The organism is Opitutaceae bacterium, assembly GCA_015075305.1.
GTDB lineage: Bacteria > Verrucomicrobiota > Verrucomicrobiia > Opitutales > Opitutaceae > UBA6669.
Window position 1 is genome coordinate 30,867 of sequence record JABTUS010000010.1, and the last position, 18,232, is coordinate 49,098.

Genomic DNA, 18,232 nt, shown 5'->3' on the forward strand with positions numbered 1-18,232 from the left:
TTTGCCGGTTTTCACCCCATGCATTACTTTCGCTACGTCGGGCAAAATCTTTACTGCGAATCCGTGGATCTCTCCGAGGTCGCGCGTCTCTACGGAACACCGACCCATGTTTACAGCGCTTCCACGATTTCCGAGAACTTCACGCGGCTGAAAAACGCGCTCGACGGGCTCGATGTGCAAATCTGCTACGCGATGAAAGCGAACTCGGCGCTCGCTGTTCTGCGGCTCTTTTCGAATCTCGGGGCGTCCTTCGATCTGGTCAGCGGCGGAGAGCTGCGGCGGGTGCTCGCCGCCGGGGGCGATGTTCGGAAAAGCGTGTTCGCCGGAGTGGGCAAGTCCGAGGAGGAGATCGCGCTGGCGCTTGAGAGCGGCATCTTCGCCCTCCACGTGGAGAGCGACCCCGAGATGGCCCGCATCAACCATGTTGCCGGCAAGCTCGATCTGAAGGCTCCCATCGCAATTCGCATCAACCCGGATGTCGACGCGGGCACCCACGCCAAGATCACCACGGGAAGGTCCGCCAACAAATTCGGCATCCCGCTGGATCTGGCGTCGGCCGCCTTTCAAGCGGCCTCCCGGTATCCGCACCTGCTGGTCCGTGGTGTCCAGATGCACATCGGTTCCCAGTTGACCGACGCCGCGCCATTCATCGAAGCGGTGAAGCGGGTGGCACCGTTCGTGAGTCAGTTGAAGAACAAGCACCCCCTTGAGTATTTCTCGATCGGCGGCGGCATCGGAATTGTGTACCGCGAGGCGCTGGCAAGCGGTCAGGCGGACTGGTGGGACTCGCAGCCGACCGGCGAGCGCCCCATCACCCCGGAAGTTTACGGAGCGGGGCTTGTGCCGCTGCTCGAGCCACTGGGATTGAAGATTCTCGTCGAGCCGGGTCGTTTTCTCGTGGGCAATGCCGGTGTCCTCCTTTCCCGGGTCGAGTACCTGAAGCGCGGCAGGGATAGAAACTTCCTCATCATCGATGCCGCCATGAATGACCTTGTGCGACCGGCGATGTACGACGCCTTCCACGAGATCGTGCCGCTCCACCGGGACACCTCGCGCCCTGCGTTGGTCGCCGACATTGTCGGGCCGATTTGCGAGAGCAGCGACTGTTTCGCGAAGGATCGCCAGATGCAGCAGGTCGGCGAGGGTGAATACGTGGCCATCATGAGCACCGGCGCCTATGGCTACACGATGGCCAGCCGCTACAATTCGCGCTCGCTGCCCGCGGAGGTTCTGGTCAAGGGGAGCGCGTTCGAGCTCATCCACGGCCGCGAGTCCTTTGAAACCATGACCGCCGGCGAGCGCATCCCGACGTTTCTTGCGTGAGGCTCTCGCAGGCGATTGTGGTTCCGGCGGATTTTCTGCGATCCATGAACGGCGACGATTTCGCTACCACCGCCGCGCGGGATGGGTTCTAATCCCGGCATGAATTTTCTCGTGATTGGCGCCGGCGCATGGGGGACCGCGTTCGCGATCCATCTCGTGAAGCAGGGTCATTCCGTGGCACTTGCGCCGCGCCGCTTCGAGCACGCAGTCGCCCTTGCCACCTCTTTGGAGAATAGCGACTACCTTCCCGGCATCAAACTTCCGCCCAGCATTCAGGTTGGCCATGAGCTGACCCCTCTGCTGATGGAGGCCGAGGTCGTCCTTCTGGCGTGCCCCTTGCAGTCGCTGCGCGCCACCTGTGAGCGCGTTCGTGACAACCTCGCTCAGGCGACACGCCTGCGATTTCTGATCAGCCTCTCAAAGGGACTCGAACTGCGCACGCACCTGCGTCCGTCCGAGATAGTTGCATCGGTGTTGCCGGCCTATGCGGTGGGTTCCCTCACAGGCCCCACAAACGCTGGCGAGGTATCACGCGGCCTGCCGGCCGCCATGGTTCTGGGCATGACCCGGGTCGATGCGTCAGTCGCTTCCCTTCAGGCGGAACTGAGCGGTCCATCGTTGCGGGTCTATACCAGCACGGATCTGCCCGGAGTTGAATTCGGCGGGAGCTTGAAGAATATTTATGCCATCGCGGCGGGCTGTTCGGATGGGCTCCGGCTGGGCGACAACGCCAAGGCCGCGTTGATGACGCGGGCGCTCGCGGAGATGGTGCGCCTGGGTGTGGCCTTGGGAGCGCAGCGCGAAACGTTTTATGGCCTGAGCGGTTTTGGTGATCTGGTCGCCACCTGCGCCGGTTCGTGGAGTCGCAACCGGGGCTTCGGCGAACAGCTTGGACGGGGTAGGAGCGCCGCTGATCTCCAGAGTGAGAGCCGGTTCGTCGTGGAGGGCTACCGCACCACTGAATCGTTTTACGGTCTCTGCCGCGAACGAGGCATCGACGCCCCCATTCTGACCGAGGTCTATCGCGTCCTGTACGAAAACAAAACGCCCGCCGCCGCCCTCGCCGCTTTGATGTCGCGCGACCTGAAAAAGGAATGAGGCGAGCGGGTGTCCAGCGGAGGGTTTTTTCGAATTGGAGGGGCACGCTCCGTCGTGACCGGTATCTTCTTCTGTCCCGCTTTCCATCCGTGCAATCTGCGCCATCCGTGGTCAAACGGATCGGATCCATGGTTCACACGCGCGCGGCTCCGGCTGCGGCGGGATTGAAAGGGAAGGCTTCGCCAAAGGGTGCGGTCAGAACTGACTCAACGCTCACCTGACCCTCACGGATTTGCAGGGTCGGCCAGCCCTGGGCCGATTTGACATACAGGTCACCGTGATGCTGCAGCACGAGTTCCTGGATTGAAACGGGCCAGGCTGAGAGACCGGAAAAATAGTGGTGTCCGTTGCGCTCCACGCTGGTGATCCCCAGCACCGCCTGTACGGCGAGGTCCTGCAACTGTCCGACGGGACCGACATTGGAAAGGTCCTCCCCGCTCATCCGCCAGGCCTGCTGCGGTTTTGTCTTTCGAAGCGACGCCATGTGGCAGGCATTGATCAGGCCCTTGAAAACGCCCTTGCAGTTCTTGTGGCTCGTCCCGCTGTAGCCAAGCGCCAGAGCCCGCGGCAGGCTTTCGAGCGTGGCATCGGATTCGTCGATGATGATCGGCGGACGCCCCGGCCAGCGCTCGACCAGCGCGCCGATTTCGTCGCTGAGGGCGAGATCGCGGTGAAAAGGTTGCTCAACGAAGAGAAGTCCGCGACGCAGCGGCTCCAGGCGGGGCTCTCCAATCACGCCCTCCCAGAAAGTGCGAAATGCATCGACTGACTTGAAGCCCTCGTTTCCGTCGAGCGTGCAAACCCAGCCCGGCGCGGCGCAGCGCTCGAGCACCTCGACGATGCGAAGCAGCCGCTCCCGGTCAGCGCCGCCTCCCACCTTGAGCTTGAAGTGGCGCAGGCCGTACGCCGCGATGCTCGCCTCGAGGGACTGTGGAAGGCCGTCGTTCACCCGATCCGCTGCGGTCACCTCGCTCTCCTGGAGAATGTCAACCATGCCCACCGTGTGCCGCGCGAACACCTGCCGCGGTGGTGTGGCGGGCAGCCAGTCGCGCGCCTGCGTTCCTGCCAGCTCCGACCGCACCGCGCCAAGATCAATGCCGAGCAGATTGTCGCGCACGGCGGCGGCGAATGTCTGCTTGTGCGCCCGGCAGAACGCATCAATCACGGCGCGCTCGACGAGCGAGGTGCCGAAGTGGGCGAGCAGCGGAGGGATGCCCGCCGTCCTCGCCCATTCCGCCTGCGCCAGATAAAGTTCGTGCCACCACGCGAACACCGTCGCCGCGTTCACCTTCGATGCCAGTGCCATGGCGTTGCGGATCACGAACAGCATTTCATCGATCTCCAGACGCGGATCCTTCGTCGGATCCTTGGTGAACCACTTCGGTGGCAGGTGGTCCGCGGCGACTCCCACACCGCTCGCGCCTCCCGGGAACTCCACCCGCGCCTGAAGGAACACGTGCGGAAGTTCAGTCATCGTCACAATGCCGTACTTGAACGGCATGCGTGCGTGCAGATGAGCGCGCCAGAGGGAGGTTTCAACGATACGCATGGGAGAAGGAACAAGCGAAGTACCGGCCGGAGCGGCGTCCGCCAATAACAATCAACCGCGAATACCGTGGAATTCGCGGTTGTCCTGCCGATCGCTCGCTGTCGCCTCAATCCAAGCCGCTGACCGTGACATCCGAAGGATAGTCAATGCTGACCTTGAGCGGGAAATCGCGCTTTTCGCCTGCCTTCATGTCCACGCGCCACACCAGGCGTCCCTCGGCATCACGCGTGATTTCCTTCTGACTTTCCGAGGTGCCAATGTCACGCTCCGCCGGAGCCAGGAGTTTCACCACGATTTTTTCGTCGCGCGAGACGGGAACCGCCTCCTTGAAAACCACGCGTTCCGCGGACTTCTTGTTGTTGGTGATGGTGACCAGAAATTCGTAGGTCACCCGGCGCCCCTTGCTCATGAGACCGGTGTCTTCGGCGAAACGGTTGACGAGCCTGCGTTTGATTGAGATTCCATCGTCCGCGCCGAAGGCGAGGTCGAATTTTTCCCCGGGCATGAGGGTCTTGATTCGACCGGTGGCGACAAAACTGCCGTCCACAAACGTGTTCACCGGGCCCGCCAGCAGGGGGAAATCGGTTCCATTGGTGACGGAGGCGTTGAGGAATGCGGCCTCGAGGAGCTTGGGCGTCGATTCGTAGTGCAGCGTCGCCGGCAGGCGAGTCTGCGTGATCGGAACCCGCTGGGCGGCGTTGTCGCTCGGCAGGGTGACCGGTGTGGCGATGCGGAAGGTGGCGCGTGTTGCGCCGCCTTCGAGAGCGGCCTGCGCGAAGGCGGCGTTCTGCATTTCCGGCTCGGCCTTGTCGGCCATGGCGGCGGCCTCCGCGACCGCGCCGACCCGTGATTCAAACGCGACCTTGGATGCCGACCGCGAAAGGACGGCGGTCGGGTAGGGCAGGGGTCGATACACATCGACAATCCAGAGCGGGAGCTCCGGCGCGCCGCCGCCCTGGCTTGGCCGTGCCGTGGACAAAGTGAGGGCGATGGCGTCCCAGTCCTCGCCGGTGCCGTTTCTCACCGAGCCGAAATAGCCGAGTTCGACGCTGCGATTCTCAGAGTGAAGCCGCGCATCATAGGTCGGACTCCATGAGGCGCCCGGCACCGCATAGGACAGCGATACGTCCAGTCTTCCCGCCGAAGCTGCGGCGACGCGGATGGTGACCGTCTTGAAGCTGCGCGCTGCGGACTGCTGGCTGCGCAGCAGATTGAGCTGCGCCTCCAGGGCGGTTGTCTTGGCGGCGAGTTCCTCGCGCTGGCGGCCCAGCGCGTTCTGGTCGTTGGTGAGGCGGGAGAGGTTTTCGAACTGGAAGGAAAGCAGTTTCTGCCATTCATCGAATCCGGTTCTTGGGCCGGGTGAAGCCGCGTCGCGCGGCGGAGGCGAGGTCACAGCGGCTTCAATTCGCGAGAGCAGCGCCCGTTGCTGGTCGATGAGGGTGAGGCGGCCCTTGAGGTCCTCATCTTGTCGTTTGAGACCCTGCAATTCCTCCTCGATGGCCTTGATGCGGGGATTGAGCGTGGCCTCGACGTAGGTCTGGCGGGCGGAAACGTCGATGAGCGTGACCGCAGCGGTGCCCCGCGCATTGACCTGCAGCGAGGCGTCGAGTAGTCCGGCGGGCAGTCTTGAAAAGACCACTTCGGACTCGCCGGCGGGCAGGTCGGTTTGCGCATTGCGTGTCACCACGGCGCGATCGAGGTAGACCGACGCGGCGGAGATGCGCGACTCAACCGGCACCGCGGCCGCAAACGTGAATGTCGTTGCTGTGAAGGTGGCGGCAAGAACCGCCGCCAGGAGATGACCATTGGGTTTCATGGGAAGAGATATGGGACCGTATTCCCAATCAAACGATCCGTCCGCCAAAATCTTAGGAGGAAACAACAGATCGCTTGGATGAAAACCGGATGGGAGGCGAGGGAGTCGGGGGTCGCGAAACAGCGCCCCGGAGGTTTAACGCGAAGCAGCGGGGACGCGAAGGCAGAGCGAGAATAGCGGAGTGGTTCCATTCCGATGGAGGGGCACGCTCCGTCGTGACCTGGGGACGCGCATGGCGAAACAGCGCCAGTTCATTTGATCCCAGCAACCCAGAGCGGAACCACGGACTACGACCGCACCCAATCCACCCAATCCGTGCATTCCGTGCACTCTGTGGTTGAAAGAATTGGGATATTCATGCCTTGAAAAATGTTCGGTTCTGGCCGTGGCTCAGAGGCCCCGCTTATGCACTCCGATTCCACCCTTACCCGCCGCACATTCCTCAAAACCGCCGGGGCTGTCGGGCTCACGGCCCCCCTGTTTGCGAAGAACCTGATTTCGGCGCCTGCGAGCAAGACGCTTCGGCACGCCAGTTTCGGCGCATCGGGCATGGCCTGGGCGGACATCCGTTCCATTTGCAGCAACCCTTTTGTCAAGCTGGTCGCCGTGGCCGAAGTCGATGAAACCAAGCTGGCGGAGCTCAAGGCCTGGTTCCCCGAGACGCGCGTGTATCAGGACTGGCGCGAGCTGCTGAGGAAGGAGAAGGACAACATCGACTCCGTCAACGTGTCGACACCCGACCACATGCATGCGCCGATCGCGCTCTCCGCGATGCAGCTCGGCAAGCATGTCTACTGCCAGAAACCGCTCGCGCACGACATCCATGAGACACGTGTTCTGACCGAGTACGCGCGCAGGAAGAAGCTTGTCACCCAGATGGGCATCCAGATCCACTCCGAGAAGGTCTACCGGCAGGCGGTGGCTATTGTGCACAGTGGAGTGATCGGCAAAATTCGGGAGGTGCACACGTGGAGCAACAAGAAGTGGGGCGACGTCGGTCCGCCGCCCTCCTGGACGGATCCGGTTCCGTCGACGTTCCGGTGGGACCTCTGGCTGGGCGTATGCGAGGATCGACCCTACGTCGGAGACGCCTATTATCACCCGGGCAACTGGCGGCGGCGGCTCGATTTCGGCACGGGAACTTTCGGCGACATGGGCTGCCACATTTTCGATCCTGTTTTTGAGTCGCTCGGCCTCACCGCCCCGATCTCGGTGCGATCCGAAGGGCCTGCGCCCGATCAGTGGAACTGGTCGACAGATGCGCGCATCCACTACGTTTTTCCTGGCACGAAATACACCGAGGGAAAGACCGTTCCGATCACCTGGTACGATGGAGATCAGCGCCCGCCGGCTGAAATTCTCGCGCTCGCGGAAGGCACGCAGGCCGCTGTCACGGACACGTCCAGCAACAATCGCAAGAGCATCTTCGGTCAGGGCTCGATCCTGATCGGCACCAAGGGAGTCCTGCATGTGCCGCATATCAACACTCCCCGCCTCTTTCCCCGACAGCAGTTCAAGGACTACGTGCTACCCGATGAAAAGGGAGCCCACCACTGGACGCAATGGGCGGAGGCATGCCTGTCAGGCGCGACTCCGAGCGCCCAGTTCGACTATTCAGGACCCCTGACCGAGGCGGTTCTTCTCGGCAGCGTGGCCGTGCGGTATCACCAGACCACGCTGAAATGGAACGCGAGGAAGCTGCAATTCGACAACCTGAAGGAAGCCAACCAGCATCTGCGCCGGACGTATCGAAAGGGATGGGAGGTTGCCGGTTTGTAGTTGAGCCTCAACTACACGGGATGCCGCTTCGCCGCCGGATTCCTTCGCGGCGGTTCAGCTCTCATGGGCCTTGCGCTGCTCCGTGTAGAGCGAAACCAGCGCGGCTCCGATCGCCTGCGACAGCTCGCCGAGGGTCGCCTCGACGATCTTGATGTTCTTCCGCTGCCCCGGGAAAAGGTAGGGCCGGGCCGCGGCGCGTATGCCATCGAGGTATCTGGCGCGGAACTCGGGGGTTGTGGACTCCGGGTCAATCAGTCCGCCACCGATCACGAAATACTCCGGATCGAGGGACACCGCGAGCGCTGCGACATGGTACCCCAGGGCCTTCGCCTGGATGTCGAAGATCTCGAGCGCAAGCGGATCCCCCTTTTGCGCACGCGTGCGAAGGGAAAGCACCTTTTCCTTGGTCGACGCCGTTGATGTGGCGAGTTCATGGCCCGGATGTTTCTTGAGCACGTCCTCGAGCAACTGCGGAAGGCCCGAGATGGTGGTATAGGCCTCGATGCAGCCCCAGTTGCGGCCGCAACCGCAACGGTAGGGGCGGAGCCCGAGCAGTTGCAACGCAGCGGGCATGTGACCGGCCTCCATGCCGGCAAAGTTGTCGCCATCCAGCGGGAATCCGTGCGGATCGACGTAGGCGCAGCCGAGGCCTGAACCTGGTGCAAGCATCACGACACCCGCCTTCTTCTTGCCGCGCACGCGCGCGGCTTCGGCAACTCCGCCGTAGTTGCCGTCATTGCCGACAATCAGGGGAATCGGTCGGCCCGCCTTGGCGGCGAGCGCCGCGCTGTATTCAGCGTGAAAGTTCCAGCCCGTGAAGGCGTCGGGCAGGTTGGCCGACTTGTCGAGGACGCCGTAGCTTTGATAGGGACCGGGTATGGCCAGGCCGACGCCGCGAACCTGGTCCCAGGTCAGATTGTTGTCCGCGAGAAAGCCGGCCGCTCCCTCAACCCATCCCGCGATGACCGCCGCGGTGCCCGCCTGGGAGTTGGTCGAGCTTTGCCTCAGCTTGTGCGAGATGATTGAACCGTCGGCGCGCACGCCGCCGGTCTTGGAAGTGGTCGCACCGCTGTCCGTTCCAATATGGATGCCCTCGGATTTGCTCATAGGTAGGAACGTGAATCGTTTGCGCTCGCGGGCGGTTGGTCAATTCCGGACGCGGCGTATTGGGGGATCCCGGAGCCAGGGTTGTGCAATCCATGAAAGCGGATATGCTTGGCCAGCGACAGACACGCGGCGGAGGGGTTCGGTACGGTTGGCGATCAACGGTCCGCTGCCTGGATGACGCCTGTGCATCCAACTCTCTTTTGAAGGCAAGCTCAACGACAGGAAAAGCTATGGCGATGTTTTCAATCGGTGACCATGTCCGCTGGAATTCCGAGGCAGGCTGGGTGAGCGGCCGGATCATCCGAATTCACGAAGCGGATTTTGACTACAAGGGTCACCGCCACCGTGCGTCTCGGGAGCACCCGCAGTATGAAATCAAGAGCGACAAGACTGATCATATTGCTGCCCACCGGGGAGAGGTTCTGACAAGAATCGCCTGATTGATGGCGGTGGAATTCACAACCATCGGACACTCCAGCCGCAGCCTCGATGAGTTCATCGGCATGCTACGCGCCGCGGACGTCACTCTCTTGGTCGATGTCCGCTCCTTTCCCCGATCCCGGGCGAATCCCGCATTCAACATTGACTGTCTGCCGGCGGAGCTTGAGCGAGCGGGAATCGGCTATCGTCACTTTTCCGCACTCGGTGGACGACGATCGAAGCAGCGCGCGGTCGATGAGGGAGTGAATGCGCTGTGGCGAATGCCGAGTTTCCACAACTACGCGGACTATGCGCTCGGGGAGGAGTTTGGCACTGCATTTGACGAGCTTGTACGGCTTGGGCGCAGCCGCCGCATCGCCTTGATGTGTGCGGAGGCGGTCTGGTGGCGGTGTCATCGTCGCATCATCACGGACTATCTTCTGCTGAACGGCCATGCGGTGATACACCTGATGTCCCCTGGCCGATCCGAAGCCGCGACGCCGACGCCGGGGGCCCAGCGCACCCGGGAAGGGAAGGTCATCTATCCGGCAGGACCAATGAAGGCGGAATCGCTCAATGCGTGATTAACCCACCGCCGGATTGAGCGGCAGGTAGTTGAACCACAGATACGGATGGCTGCGGACCAGGGTTTCCAGCAGCGCGAGGACGGCTTGAAAATGCCTGTGGGCCGCCTCGAGGTTCTGTTCGCGTGTGAGTGCCGCGCTGGCGCGAAACACCGGGGATGAAAACACCCGGATGCTTTCGGGATCCTTCGTGGGAATCGCCAGACAGAAGACCACCGGGCGGTCGAAAAGCAGCGCCAGATGGTAGATCGTGAAGGGAAAAAGGCGGCGCGCGCCCAGAAAATCAAAGGCCTCCGTGCGCGCGCTGTGGTCGATGCGGTCGCATTTCAATGCCACGGAGCGGCCCGCCTCGATCGCGCCCTTGAGCGCGAACAGCAGCTCGCGCGGATCGTTGACCCAGAGGTAGGCCACCTTGTCGCCAAAGCGCTCACCGAGGAGTCGCGTGTCCTTCGAATTCTCCACCTGCAGACGGAGAATCGACATGCGCTGATCGCGGTCGCTGAGCAGATAACCGAGCAGATCCGAACTGCCGAAATGGAATGTGCCGAACAGGGCCGGCCGTCCGGAGTCCACGAGGGCGTTGAACTCATCCGCATGAGCGGGCTCGAGCACGCAGCGCATGCGTGATCCGGCCCCGGTGCGGAGCTTCACCATCAGGAAATCCATGAACGCCGCGAAATGCCGGTGCTCCTCGATGAGCCGCGGGCGGCGACGAAGGACAACCGACAGGTATTCCTGCGAGGCCTGGCGCTGCCGCGGCATGCGCGCGAGCGCGATCCAGGTTCCCGTTGTCATCACCAGCCGGAAAAGCCAGCGCGGCCACCAGCGATCGGCCCAAAGGAGAAAGCCATAGCCCCAGCCGGGACCCGGATTTCGGGGTTTGGCGGACGGTGCAGTCATCCGCGGACAATCATCACCTACGCCTTGCCGGCGGAGTGGGAGTGAATAAAGGCGGCGATCGTTCGCACGTTTGCTAGCGCGTTGCGCGACTCCTCGCTGTTGCCGATCTTCACTCCGAATTCCTTTTCAAGCGCGAGGACAAGCTCCAGCGCGTCGATCGAGTCGAGTCCGAAGCGCGGTGAACCAATCAGCGGCTCGTCGTCGGGAATGTCCTCGGGCCTGACGTCCTCCAGCTTCAGCGTGGTGACAATCAGGGTCTTGAGTCGGAGCAGGAGCGGGTCTGACATGATCGGGAACTCAGTGGTTCAGATAAATCCTCGGCTGGCAAACACACGCGCAACTCAACGTGCCTTGCGCAGCAGATGGCAGACATTGCTTCCGCCGAAACCGCTGCTGTTGTTCAGGACCAGGGAGGGCGCTTCGTCGAGAGACTGCCGCGGCAGGTCCAGACCCTCGCACACGGGGTCAATGTTTTCCAGGTGCGCGCAGCCGGGTATGAATCCCTCGTCGAGGGCAAGCACGCAGAACGCGGCCTCCATCGCGCCGGCGAGGGAGAGCCCGTGACCGGTCAATGCCTTGGTGCTGGAGATGCGAGGTCGCGCGCCGCCTTGGGTGAAAACGGCCTGGAGCGCCAGCGCCTCCGAGCGGTCGCCGGCGGGCGTGGAGGTTGCATGGGCGTTGACGTAGTTGATGTCTGCGACGCCGACTCCACCGTCGGCCAGTGTCCTGCGCATGGCTTCGCGCAGACCGGCACCCTCGGGATGAGAGGCGGCGACACTGTGACCGTCACCGGCCTGACCCCAGCCTGCGAGCTCCGCCTGGATGCGGGCCCCGCGGCTGCGCGCGAGGTCGGCGTCCTCAACGACGAGGGCAACCGCACCCCCGGTGCCGACAAAACCATCGCGCCGCTGGTCGAAGGGGCGCGATGCCTTTCCGGGATCGGGATTGGTCGAGAGCGCGCGCAGGCTTGCGAAGGAAAGGATGCTCTCATCCGTCATGTCTTCCGCGCCCACCACGAGCATGCGCCGCTGACGGCCGAGCCGGATCTCGTCCATGGCATAGCCGAGCGCATGGCTTGAGGAGGCGCATGCGGAAACAAAACCGCAGACCGCGCCGGAGATCTTGTGGAAGGCGGCGATGTTGAAGTTCAGCGTACCGGCGATGGATGAAATGATCCCCATGGGATTTCCCCGCTGGCCGCGCGTGGCATGCATGTCCTGCACAAAATGAGAGAGCAGGTATGGCGAGCCCGCGGAGGCGCAGAACAACCCGGTGTCGCCGCCCGCGAGATCCCCGGGCATGAGGCCCGCCTCAAGCAGCGCCTGCTGCACCGCGCACATGGCATAGACTCCGTGAGGGGGCAGACCGCGAAGCAGTTCGCGATCGACGGCGAAGCGGGACGGCCAGCTCCAGTCGCGCCAGCTCGGGGACGGGAACGAAAATCCCTTCAACGTGCCCGCGACTTTCACGGGCAGATCAGGATTGTTGAGAAACTGGTGCGGTTCAAAGCCGTGGCGCAGCTCGCGCAGGCTTTGAATCACTGAACCGCGATCGTTGCCGATGCTCGTGATGAATCCGAGACCCGTGACTACGGGGAGGCGTGCCATGCCGTTGAGAGGGAAAAGCCCGGAGGATGCCGCTCAGCCGGCAGGCGCCGGGGATACCTTCCGGCGGATGAAGCTCCGCAGATCGTCGAGGGTGCGCACCTGCAGAAGCTCCTCATTCGAAATTGTGATGTTGAAGAGTTCCTCTGAGAAGAAGACCACTTCCGTGATGGCCAGCGAGTCGAATCCCAGATCCTCGATCAGACGGGTGGAGCCGGGGAATCCCGAGAGGGGCGCCTCGGTCTTTTTCGGAATGTAATCATCCAATATGGCGAGTATCACGGGATCGAGAACCTCGGGATCGCGGGAGGTTTCGAACGCACTGAACGCATCCTGAACCTCCTGCGAGAAATGGCGGATCTTGTCTCGGGGCGTGCCTGATCGGGAAGGCGGCGGGTCGTTCGATGGCGGGGTGGAAGGTTCCATTGTCGTTGGTGAATGAGGCGGACGAATCAGCGGGCGGGTGGCGGCGCTGAAGGCAGGTCGTCCTCAGGTGTCGGATGATTTGGTTGCTGTGTATTCGCTGAAAAGTCCCAGTTGCGTGTGGCGATTCACCTCCGTCAATCCCACCGATGCAAGAGCGGAAAGAACCGTCTCCGGCACCACGCAGGCGTCCATCGTCTCCCAATAGTAACGCATCATCTCCCGAGCGTCGGCGCTGCGGGTGAACAACTGTGTGAGGGCCGGATAGATGCGCCCAAAATAGGTTTTGAAAGCAAAACCGGAAATTCTGCCAGGCGGCTTTGTCACCTCAAGAATGAGCAGGCGCCCGCCCGGTTTCAGGACACGCCGGTATTCCCGAAATGTCGTTTCGAGATCGGTGACGTGCCGCAAGGCATAACCCATTGTCAGAAAATCGAAGCTGTTGTCATCGAAAGGCAGCGCCTCCGCGCGTCCAACGACGAAGGTTGCATCCAGTTTCCTGCGGGCAACCGAGAGCATGCCCTCGCTGGGATCGAGGCACGTGATGTCTTTCGCGGTTCCCAGGATGCGCGATGCGGCAAGGGCGACCAAACCCGTCCCGCAGGCCACATCGAGCACGCGGGCACCGGATTTCAGGCCATGGCGCTGCTGCACCCATTTGCGGTAAATGCCCCCCGTGCAAAAGAATCCCCAGTCGACGATGCCGTCGTAGTGGCGTGCTCCTTTGTCGAAGAGACGGTTCACGTAATCGGGCTTGTCCGCCAGATTGTCGTATCGGGCTTTTAAGGGCGGATGCGGACGCACTGGAGTTTGATTTACCGGGAGAAAGGCCTGTTGCCAGCCGAAATCCGCGGTGCGCGATGAGAGTCCGCCCAGCCGGGGAGGCTTCCCTTGACCTCCCAGCCGATTGGGCGTTTCTTGTTCCAAATGAAACGGTCGGGCACCCTCATGGCATTTGCGATCACGCTTGTGCCCCTTGCCATGGCGCAAACCGCGACCAAACGTTCTCCCTTCCTGCCACCCGAGTCCCAAGCCGCCGGGCCCGTGGTCGAAAGCTCGTCAGTTGAGTTTCGTGGCGTACTCGTCATGGGAGGACACCAACAGTTCAATTTTTTTGAACCATCAAAACGCCTGAGCACCTGGGTGCGGATCAATGAACCTGGCGCAGCCATCGCGGTGAAGAGCTACGATTCCCACGCAGACACGGTGGTCGTGGAGTTCGGCGGACAGTCGCTCACCCTGGCTTTGCAAAAGGTGAAAATATCAGCCGCTCCCGCCGCTCCGGCGGTGGCACCTACAACTGCAAACGTCCCTGTGCCGCAGCCTGCCGTCGTGCTCAATCCCACTCCGGCGGATGAAGCGAAGCGCCTCGACGCCATCGCCGCCGAGGTGCGGCGTCGCCGGCTGCTTCGCCAGCAGACGACAACCCAGCCGGGGGGAAGCCAGAATTAGGCCGGCCCCGGAAATTTCGGCGCAACAGCGCACTTGCGCGGCCCGTTTTGTCTTTCCACGAGTGGATGAAAATTCAATGCCGCTCGAGCAATGCAATCAATCGAGGTCAATTGACGCTAGACGCGCGGGCCGGTCCCGGCGTTTACTTTCGCCGGTCTCCTATCGATGACAACTGAGCTCCCTCCCGCCATCCAGCACCGGATTCTCAAATGGCGTGGAGCCTGCGTGGCGGTCATCGTGCTGGTCGCGGTCAATTCCTGGGCAGCCGAAACGGTCGACTACTCCCGTGACATTCGGCCGATCCTCTCGGAAAACTGCTTCCAGTGTCACGGTCAGGATCCCGCCAAACGCGAGGCCAAGCTGCGGCTCGATACGCTGGAAGGCCAGCGCAAGGACGACACGGTCGTCCCGGGCAAGCCGGACGACAGCGAGCTGATCTACCGGATTTTTTCCGACGAGGAGGACGTGCGGATGCCACCGCGGAAGTCGCATCGCTCCCTCACCGATGCGCAAAGGAGCCTGCTCCGCCGCTGGGTCGAGGAGGGCGCGCCGTTCTCGCCGCATTGGGCGTTCACGAGGATCGAGCGACCCAAACTTCCCGTCGTGAAACAGAAGGGGTGGGCGGTCAATCCGATCGACCTGTTTGTCCTCGCGAAACTCGAACAGGAGCAGTTGAAGCCTTCAGCCGAGGCAAGCCGTGAGACGCTCATCCGGCGCGTCACGCTCGATCTCACCGGGCTGCCGCCAACGCTCGCCGAGATCGATGCTTTTCTCCGGGATCGCAGGCCGGGCGCTTACGAGCGCGTCGTCGACCGTCTCCTGGCCTCCCCGCGCTACGGAGAGCGAATGGCGCTGCCCTGGCTGGATGCGGCGCGCTATGCGGACTCCAACGGCTTCCAGCAGGACGGCGACACGTTTCAATGGATCTGGCGCGACTGGGTCGTGAACGCGATGAATGCGAACATGCCCTTCGATGAGTTCACGATCGAGCAACTCGCGGGCGACCTGCTTCCAAATCCGACGGTTGAGCAGCGCATTGCGACGGCATTCAACCGCAATCACCTGCTCAACGGCGAGGGCGGTGCGATTCCGGAGGAACAGCGAAATGTCACCCTCTTCGACCGGGTCGACACCACGTCGACAAACTGGCTCGGCCTCACGATGGCCTGCGCCCAGTGTCACGATCACAAGTTCGATCCAATTTCCCAGAAGGACTATTATGCGATGATGGCGGCCTTCAACCAGGTGCCGGAGACCGGCGTCGTTTCGGGCGGAGCCTACAAGGTTCGTGTCGCCAATCCCATCCTTGATCTGATCACGCCGCAGCAGCTCGCGCGCATCGACGAACTGGAGAAGTACCTCGGCTCCCCGCTCGTTGAGGAAAAGGTCAAGGCGTGGATGACGGAATGGGAAAAACAGGTGGTCGCGGATCCAAACTATGACAATGTCGTCATCAAGAAAATCGTTGAGCGCCCGTCGGCGGAGCGAACCGCAACGCAGACCGCAATGGCGCGACGCGCCTTCATTCAGACGCGGCTCAAGGAGATCGATGCGCCGCTTGCCTCGCAGTTTGATGAATTGGAGCTGCTGAAGAACGACGAGCACCCGCGCCTGATGGTCATGGAGGACGGTCCGCATCGCGACACGTTCATCCTTGACCGGGGAAACTACGAGGCACCCCGCGCGAAGGTGGAGTTTGCCACGCCTGAGTTTCTTCCACCGCTTTCCGCTGGTGCTCCCCACAACCGTCTCGGCCTGGCCCGCTGGCTCGTCAGTCCGGAACAGCCGCTGACCGCACGCGTCATCGTCAACCGATACTGGCAGACCTTCTTCGGTCTCGGCCTGATCAAGACCAGCGAGGACTTCGGGGTCCAGGGCGAGCCGCCCGTGCACCGCGCCCTGCTGGACTGGCTCGCCGCGGAATTCCGCGAGAGCGGATGGAACGTCAAGGCGCTGCACCGGCTGATTGTGACGAGCGCGACGTATCGGCAGAGTTCGAAATCGAACAGCATCCTGAACGAGCATGATCCACAGAACAGGCTGTTCGCCCGCGGCCCCCGTTTTCGCCTGCCCGCCATGCTGATCCGGGATCAGGCACTCGCCGTCAGCGGGCTGCTCGTGAACAAGCTTGGCGGCAAGCCGGTGTACCCGTACCAGCCGGCGGACATCTGGGGTTCGCTCGCGATCACGAAGGAACGCGACTTCACCTATCCGCAGTCCCACGGCGCCGACCTGTATCGTCGCAGCCTGTACACTTTCTGGAGGCGGACCGTTGCGCCGGCGAACATCTTCAACGCGTCGTCGCGCAACACCTGTACGGTGCGAACGACGCTCACCAGCACGCCCCTGCATGCGCTGACCACACTCAACGATCCGACGTTCGTCGAGGCCGCGCGCGTGCTCGCAGCTCACGTCATCAAGGATGGCGGGCGACGTTCAACCAGCCGAATACGCATGGCCTTCCGCCTGGTGCTCGCGCGTCAGCCGGATGGCGAGGAGTTGAAACTTCTGAAGACCAGCCTCGGCAGGCAACTGAAACGCTTTCGCGCCGACGCTTCGTCGGCGCGCGAATTCCTGGCGATCGGCGATCATCCGGTCGACCCGTCCATCGACCCCGCCGAGCACGCGGCCTATGCCGCGCTCTGCCTGGCCATCCTCAACCTCGATGAAGCCCTGACCAAGTCATGAATCCGCTTTCCGAACATCACCTTAACCTCACGCGCCGCCAGTTTTTTGGTCGCACCGCGACCGGCATCGGCACGGCGGCGCTCGCCTCGCTGCTGACGCGCCCCTTGTTCTCGGGTGTCGTCAACGGTCCGGCGAAAGGCGCCGCGATCACCGGCCTTCCGCACTTCGCGCCGAAGGCGAAGCGTGTCATCCTGCTCTGGCAGGGAGGCGGTCCCTCGCAGGTGGACCTCTACGACCACAAGCCCCTGCTCGCCAAGCTTCGACTTCAGGAGTTGCCGGAGTCGGTTCGAAGCTCGGCCCGGCTGTCCACGATGACGTCGGGGCAGAAGAAGTTTCCCATTCTTCCCGCGATCAAGCCGTTCAAGCAGTATGGGAAATGCGGGCGCTGGCTGTCGGAGCTGCTTCCCCATATCGGCGAAATCTCGGATGAGCTCTGCTTCATCCACTCCATGCACACGGAGGCGGTCAACCACTCCCCCGGAGTCACCTTCTGCCTAACCGGCTCGCAGATTCCGGGGCGTCCCTCCATGGGAGCCTGGCTCACCTATGGACTCGGCTCGGAGGTGGAGGATCTCCCGGCCTTTGTCGTGCTGACCTCCGCCGACCGGCAGAAGACCTGCGGACAATTGTTCTACGAGCACTACTGGGGAAGCGGCTTCATTCCCTCGAAATATCAGGGCGTGCGTCTGCGCAGCGAGGGCGAACCGGTGCTCTATCTCAACGATGCCCCGGGGCTCGATCGCGCGCAGAAGCGCGCGCTGCTCGACGACATTGCCGCGCTGAATGCGCATCAGTTCGAGCAGCAGGCGGACCCCGAGATTGAAACCCGCATTGCGCAGTACGAAATGGCTTTCAAGATGCAGGCGAGCGTTCCCGGCCTGCTCGACCTCAGCAAGGAGGCGCCGCAGGTGATCGAACGCTACGGGCCGGATGTGCATCGTGCGGGAAGCTATGCGCGCAACTGCCTGCTCGCGCGGCGGCTCGCGGAGCGCGGCGTGCGTTTCATCCAACTCATGCACAGCGGCTGGGACCAGCACAACAATCTGCCGACCCAGCTTGCGATCCAGTGCCAGGACACCGACCAGCCCGCGGCCGCCCTCATCAAGGATTTGAAGGAGCGCGGCCTGCTCGAGGACACGCTCGTGATCTGCGCCGCCGAGTTTGGTCGCACCGTGTTTGTGCAGGGCGATGTATCCAAGCCGGCCTATGGCCGCGATCACCTCGGCACCGCCTTCACCATCTGGATGGCGGGTGGGGGCGTGAAACCTGGCATCGCCTACGGCACGACCGACGACTTCAGCTACAGCGTCGTCAACGATCCCGTTCACGTGCACGACTGGCAGGCAACCGTGCTCCACCTGCTCGGCATCGATCACGAAAGACTGACATACCGCTTCCAGGGACGCCAGTTCCGTCTGACCGACGTGCATGGCAAGGTCGTGAAAGGCGTGCTGGCCTGACGCGGTTCAACGGCCCCGCGGCGGTCCCG

General features: G+C 62.6%; 16 protein-coding genes. 8 read left to right on the forward strand and 8 right to left on the reverse strand.

Annotated elements, in window-relative coordinates:
- The first annotated feature begins 18 nt into the window (after positions 1–18).
- Positions 19–1,323, forward strand: a complete 1,305-nt coding sequence (gene lysA / locus HS122_17685) for a diaminopimelate decarboxylase (GenBank protein MBE7540229.1) — start codon at positions 19–21, stop codon at positions 1,321–1,323.
- Between the two features lie 99 nt (positions 1,324–1,422).
- Entirely contained in the window at positions 1,423–2,421 is a 999-nt protein-coding gene (locus HS122_17690; protein ID MBE7540230.1) for an NAD(P)-dependent glycerol-3-phosphate dehydrogenase, read from the forward strand.
- Between the two features lie 133 nt (positions 2,422–2,554).
- Here HS122_17690 and HS122_17695 read toward each other — a convergent pair whose 3' ends face one another.
- Both HS122_17695 and HS122_17700 read right to left on the reverse strand, forming a co-directional pair.
- Positions 2,555–3,970, reverse strand: coding sequence for a hypothetical protein (locus HS122_17695; protein ID MBE7540231.1), 1,416 nt, complete (start codon positions 3,968–3,970; stop codon positions 2,555–2,557).
- A 106-nt stretch (positions 3,971–4,076) separates the two neighbouring features.
- On the reverse strand, positions 4,077–5,786 hold the full coding sequence (locus tag HS122_17700) for a mucoidy inhibitor MuiA family protein (protein MBE7540232.1): 1,710 nt from the start codon (positions 5,784–5,786) through the stop codon (positions 4,077–4,079).
- A 405-nt stretch (positions 5,787–6,191) separates the two neighbouring features.
- On the opposite strand from HS122_17700, the gene HS122_17705 reads away from it, so the two are divergent.
- A complete protein-coding gene (locus HS122_17705; GenBank protein ID MBE7540233.1) occupies positions 6,192–7,565 on the forward strand; it encodes a Gfo/Idh/MocA family oxidoreductase in 1,374 nt (457 codons plus the stop codon).
- Between the two features lie 54 nt (positions 7,566–7,619).
- Here HS122_17705 and HS122_17710 read toward each other — a convergent pair whose 3' ends face one another.
- The gene (locus HS122_17710; protein MBE7540234.1) at positions 7,620–8,672 is read right to left on the reverse strand and encodes an ROK family protein; all 1,053 of its coding nucleotides are present in this window, start codon (positions 8,670–8,672) and stop codon (positions 7,620–7,622) included.
- Between the two features lie 230 nt (positions 8,673–8,902).
- Between HS122_17710 and HS122_17715 the strand changes: the two genes are divergently transcribed.
- On the forward strand, positions 8,903–9,112 hold the full coding sequence (locus HS122_17715; GenBank protein MBE7540235.1) for a DUF2945 domain-containing protein: 210 nt from the start codon (positions 8,903–8,905) through the stop codon (positions 9,110–9,112).
- 3 nt (positions 9,113–9,115) lie between these two features.
- Positions 9,116–9,676, forward strand: coding sequence for a DUF488 domain-containing protein (locus HS122_17720; protein ID MBE7540236.1), 561 nt, complete (start codon positions 9,116–9,118; stop codon positions 9,674–9,676).
- Here the strand turns inward: HS122_17720 and HS122_17725 are convergent, their stop codons facing one another.
- The 5 genes from HS122_17725 to HS122_17745 all read right to left on the reverse strand — a co-directional run bounded on the left by HS122_17725 (position 9,677) and on the right by HS122_17745 (position 13,407).
- Positions 9,677–10,576 carry a hypothetical protein gene (locus HS122_17725; protein ID MBE7540237.1) on the reverse strand — a complete coding sequence of 300 codons (900 nt, stop codon included), beginning with the start codon at positions 10,574–10,576 and terminating at the stop codon, positions 9,677–9,679.
- A gap of 17 nt (positions 10,577–10,593) precedes the next feature.
- Positions 10,594–10,863 carry an acyl carrier protein gene (locus HS122_17730; GenBank protein ID MBE7540238.1) on the reverse strand — a complete coding sequence of 90 codons (270 nt, stop codon included), beginning with the start codon at positions 10,861–10,863 and terminating at the stop codon, positions 10,594–10,596.
- Between the two features lie 54 nt (positions 10,864–10,917).
- Positions 10,918–12,183, reverse strand: coding sequence for a beta-ketoacyl-[acyl-carrier-protein] synthase family protein (locus tag HS122_17735; GenBank protein ID MBE7540239.1), 1,266 nt, complete (start codon positions 12,181–12,183; stop codon positions 10,918–10,920).
- Positions 12,184–12,216: 33 nt separating this feature from the next.
- Complete coding sequence (locus tag HS122_17740) at positions 12,217–12,606, reverse strand: acyl carrier protein (GenBank protein MBE7540240.1); 390 nt, start codon at positions 12,604–12,606, stop codon at positions 12,217–12,219.
- 63 nt (positions 12,607–12,669) lie between these two features.
- Positions 12,670–13,407 carry a class I SAM-dependent methyltransferase gene (locus tag HS122_17745; protein ID MBE7540241.1) on the reverse strand — a complete coding sequence of 246 codons (738 nt, stop codon included), beginning with the start codon at positions 13,405–13,407 and terminating at the stop codon, positions 12,670–12,672.
- A gap of 144 nt (positions 13,408–13,551) precedes the next feature.
- Here HS122_17745 and HS122_17750 point away from each other — a divergent pair, with 144 nt between their 5' ends.
- The 3 genes from HS122_17750 to HS122_17760 all read left to right on the forward strand — a co-directional run bounded on the left by HS122_17750 (position 13,552) and on the right by HS122_17760 (position 18,203).
- Positions 13,552–14,055 (forward strand): hypothetical protein, encoded by a 504-nt coding sequence (locus tag HS122_17750; GenBank protein MBE7540242.1) that lies wholly within the window; start codon positions 13,552–13,554, stop codon positions 14,053–14,055.
- 165 nt (positions 14,056–14,220) lie between these two features.
- Positions 14,221–16,743 carry a DUF1553 domain-containing protein gene (locus tag HS122_17755; protein MBE7540243.1) on the forward strand — a complete coding sequence of 841 codons (2,523 nt, stop codon included), beginning with the start codon at positions 14,221–14,223 and terminating at the stop codon, positions 16,741–16,743.
- Positions 16,740–18,203: a DUF1501 domain-containing protein gene (locus HS122_17760; GenBank protein MBE7540244.1), complete on the forward strand. Its 1,464-nt coding sequence runs from the start codon at positions 16,740–16,742 to the stop codon at positions 18,201–18,203. Before HS122_17755 ends, HS122_17760 begins: the two co-directional genes overlap by 4 nt.
- The last annotated feature ends 29 nt before the right edge of the window (positions 18,204–18,232 follow it).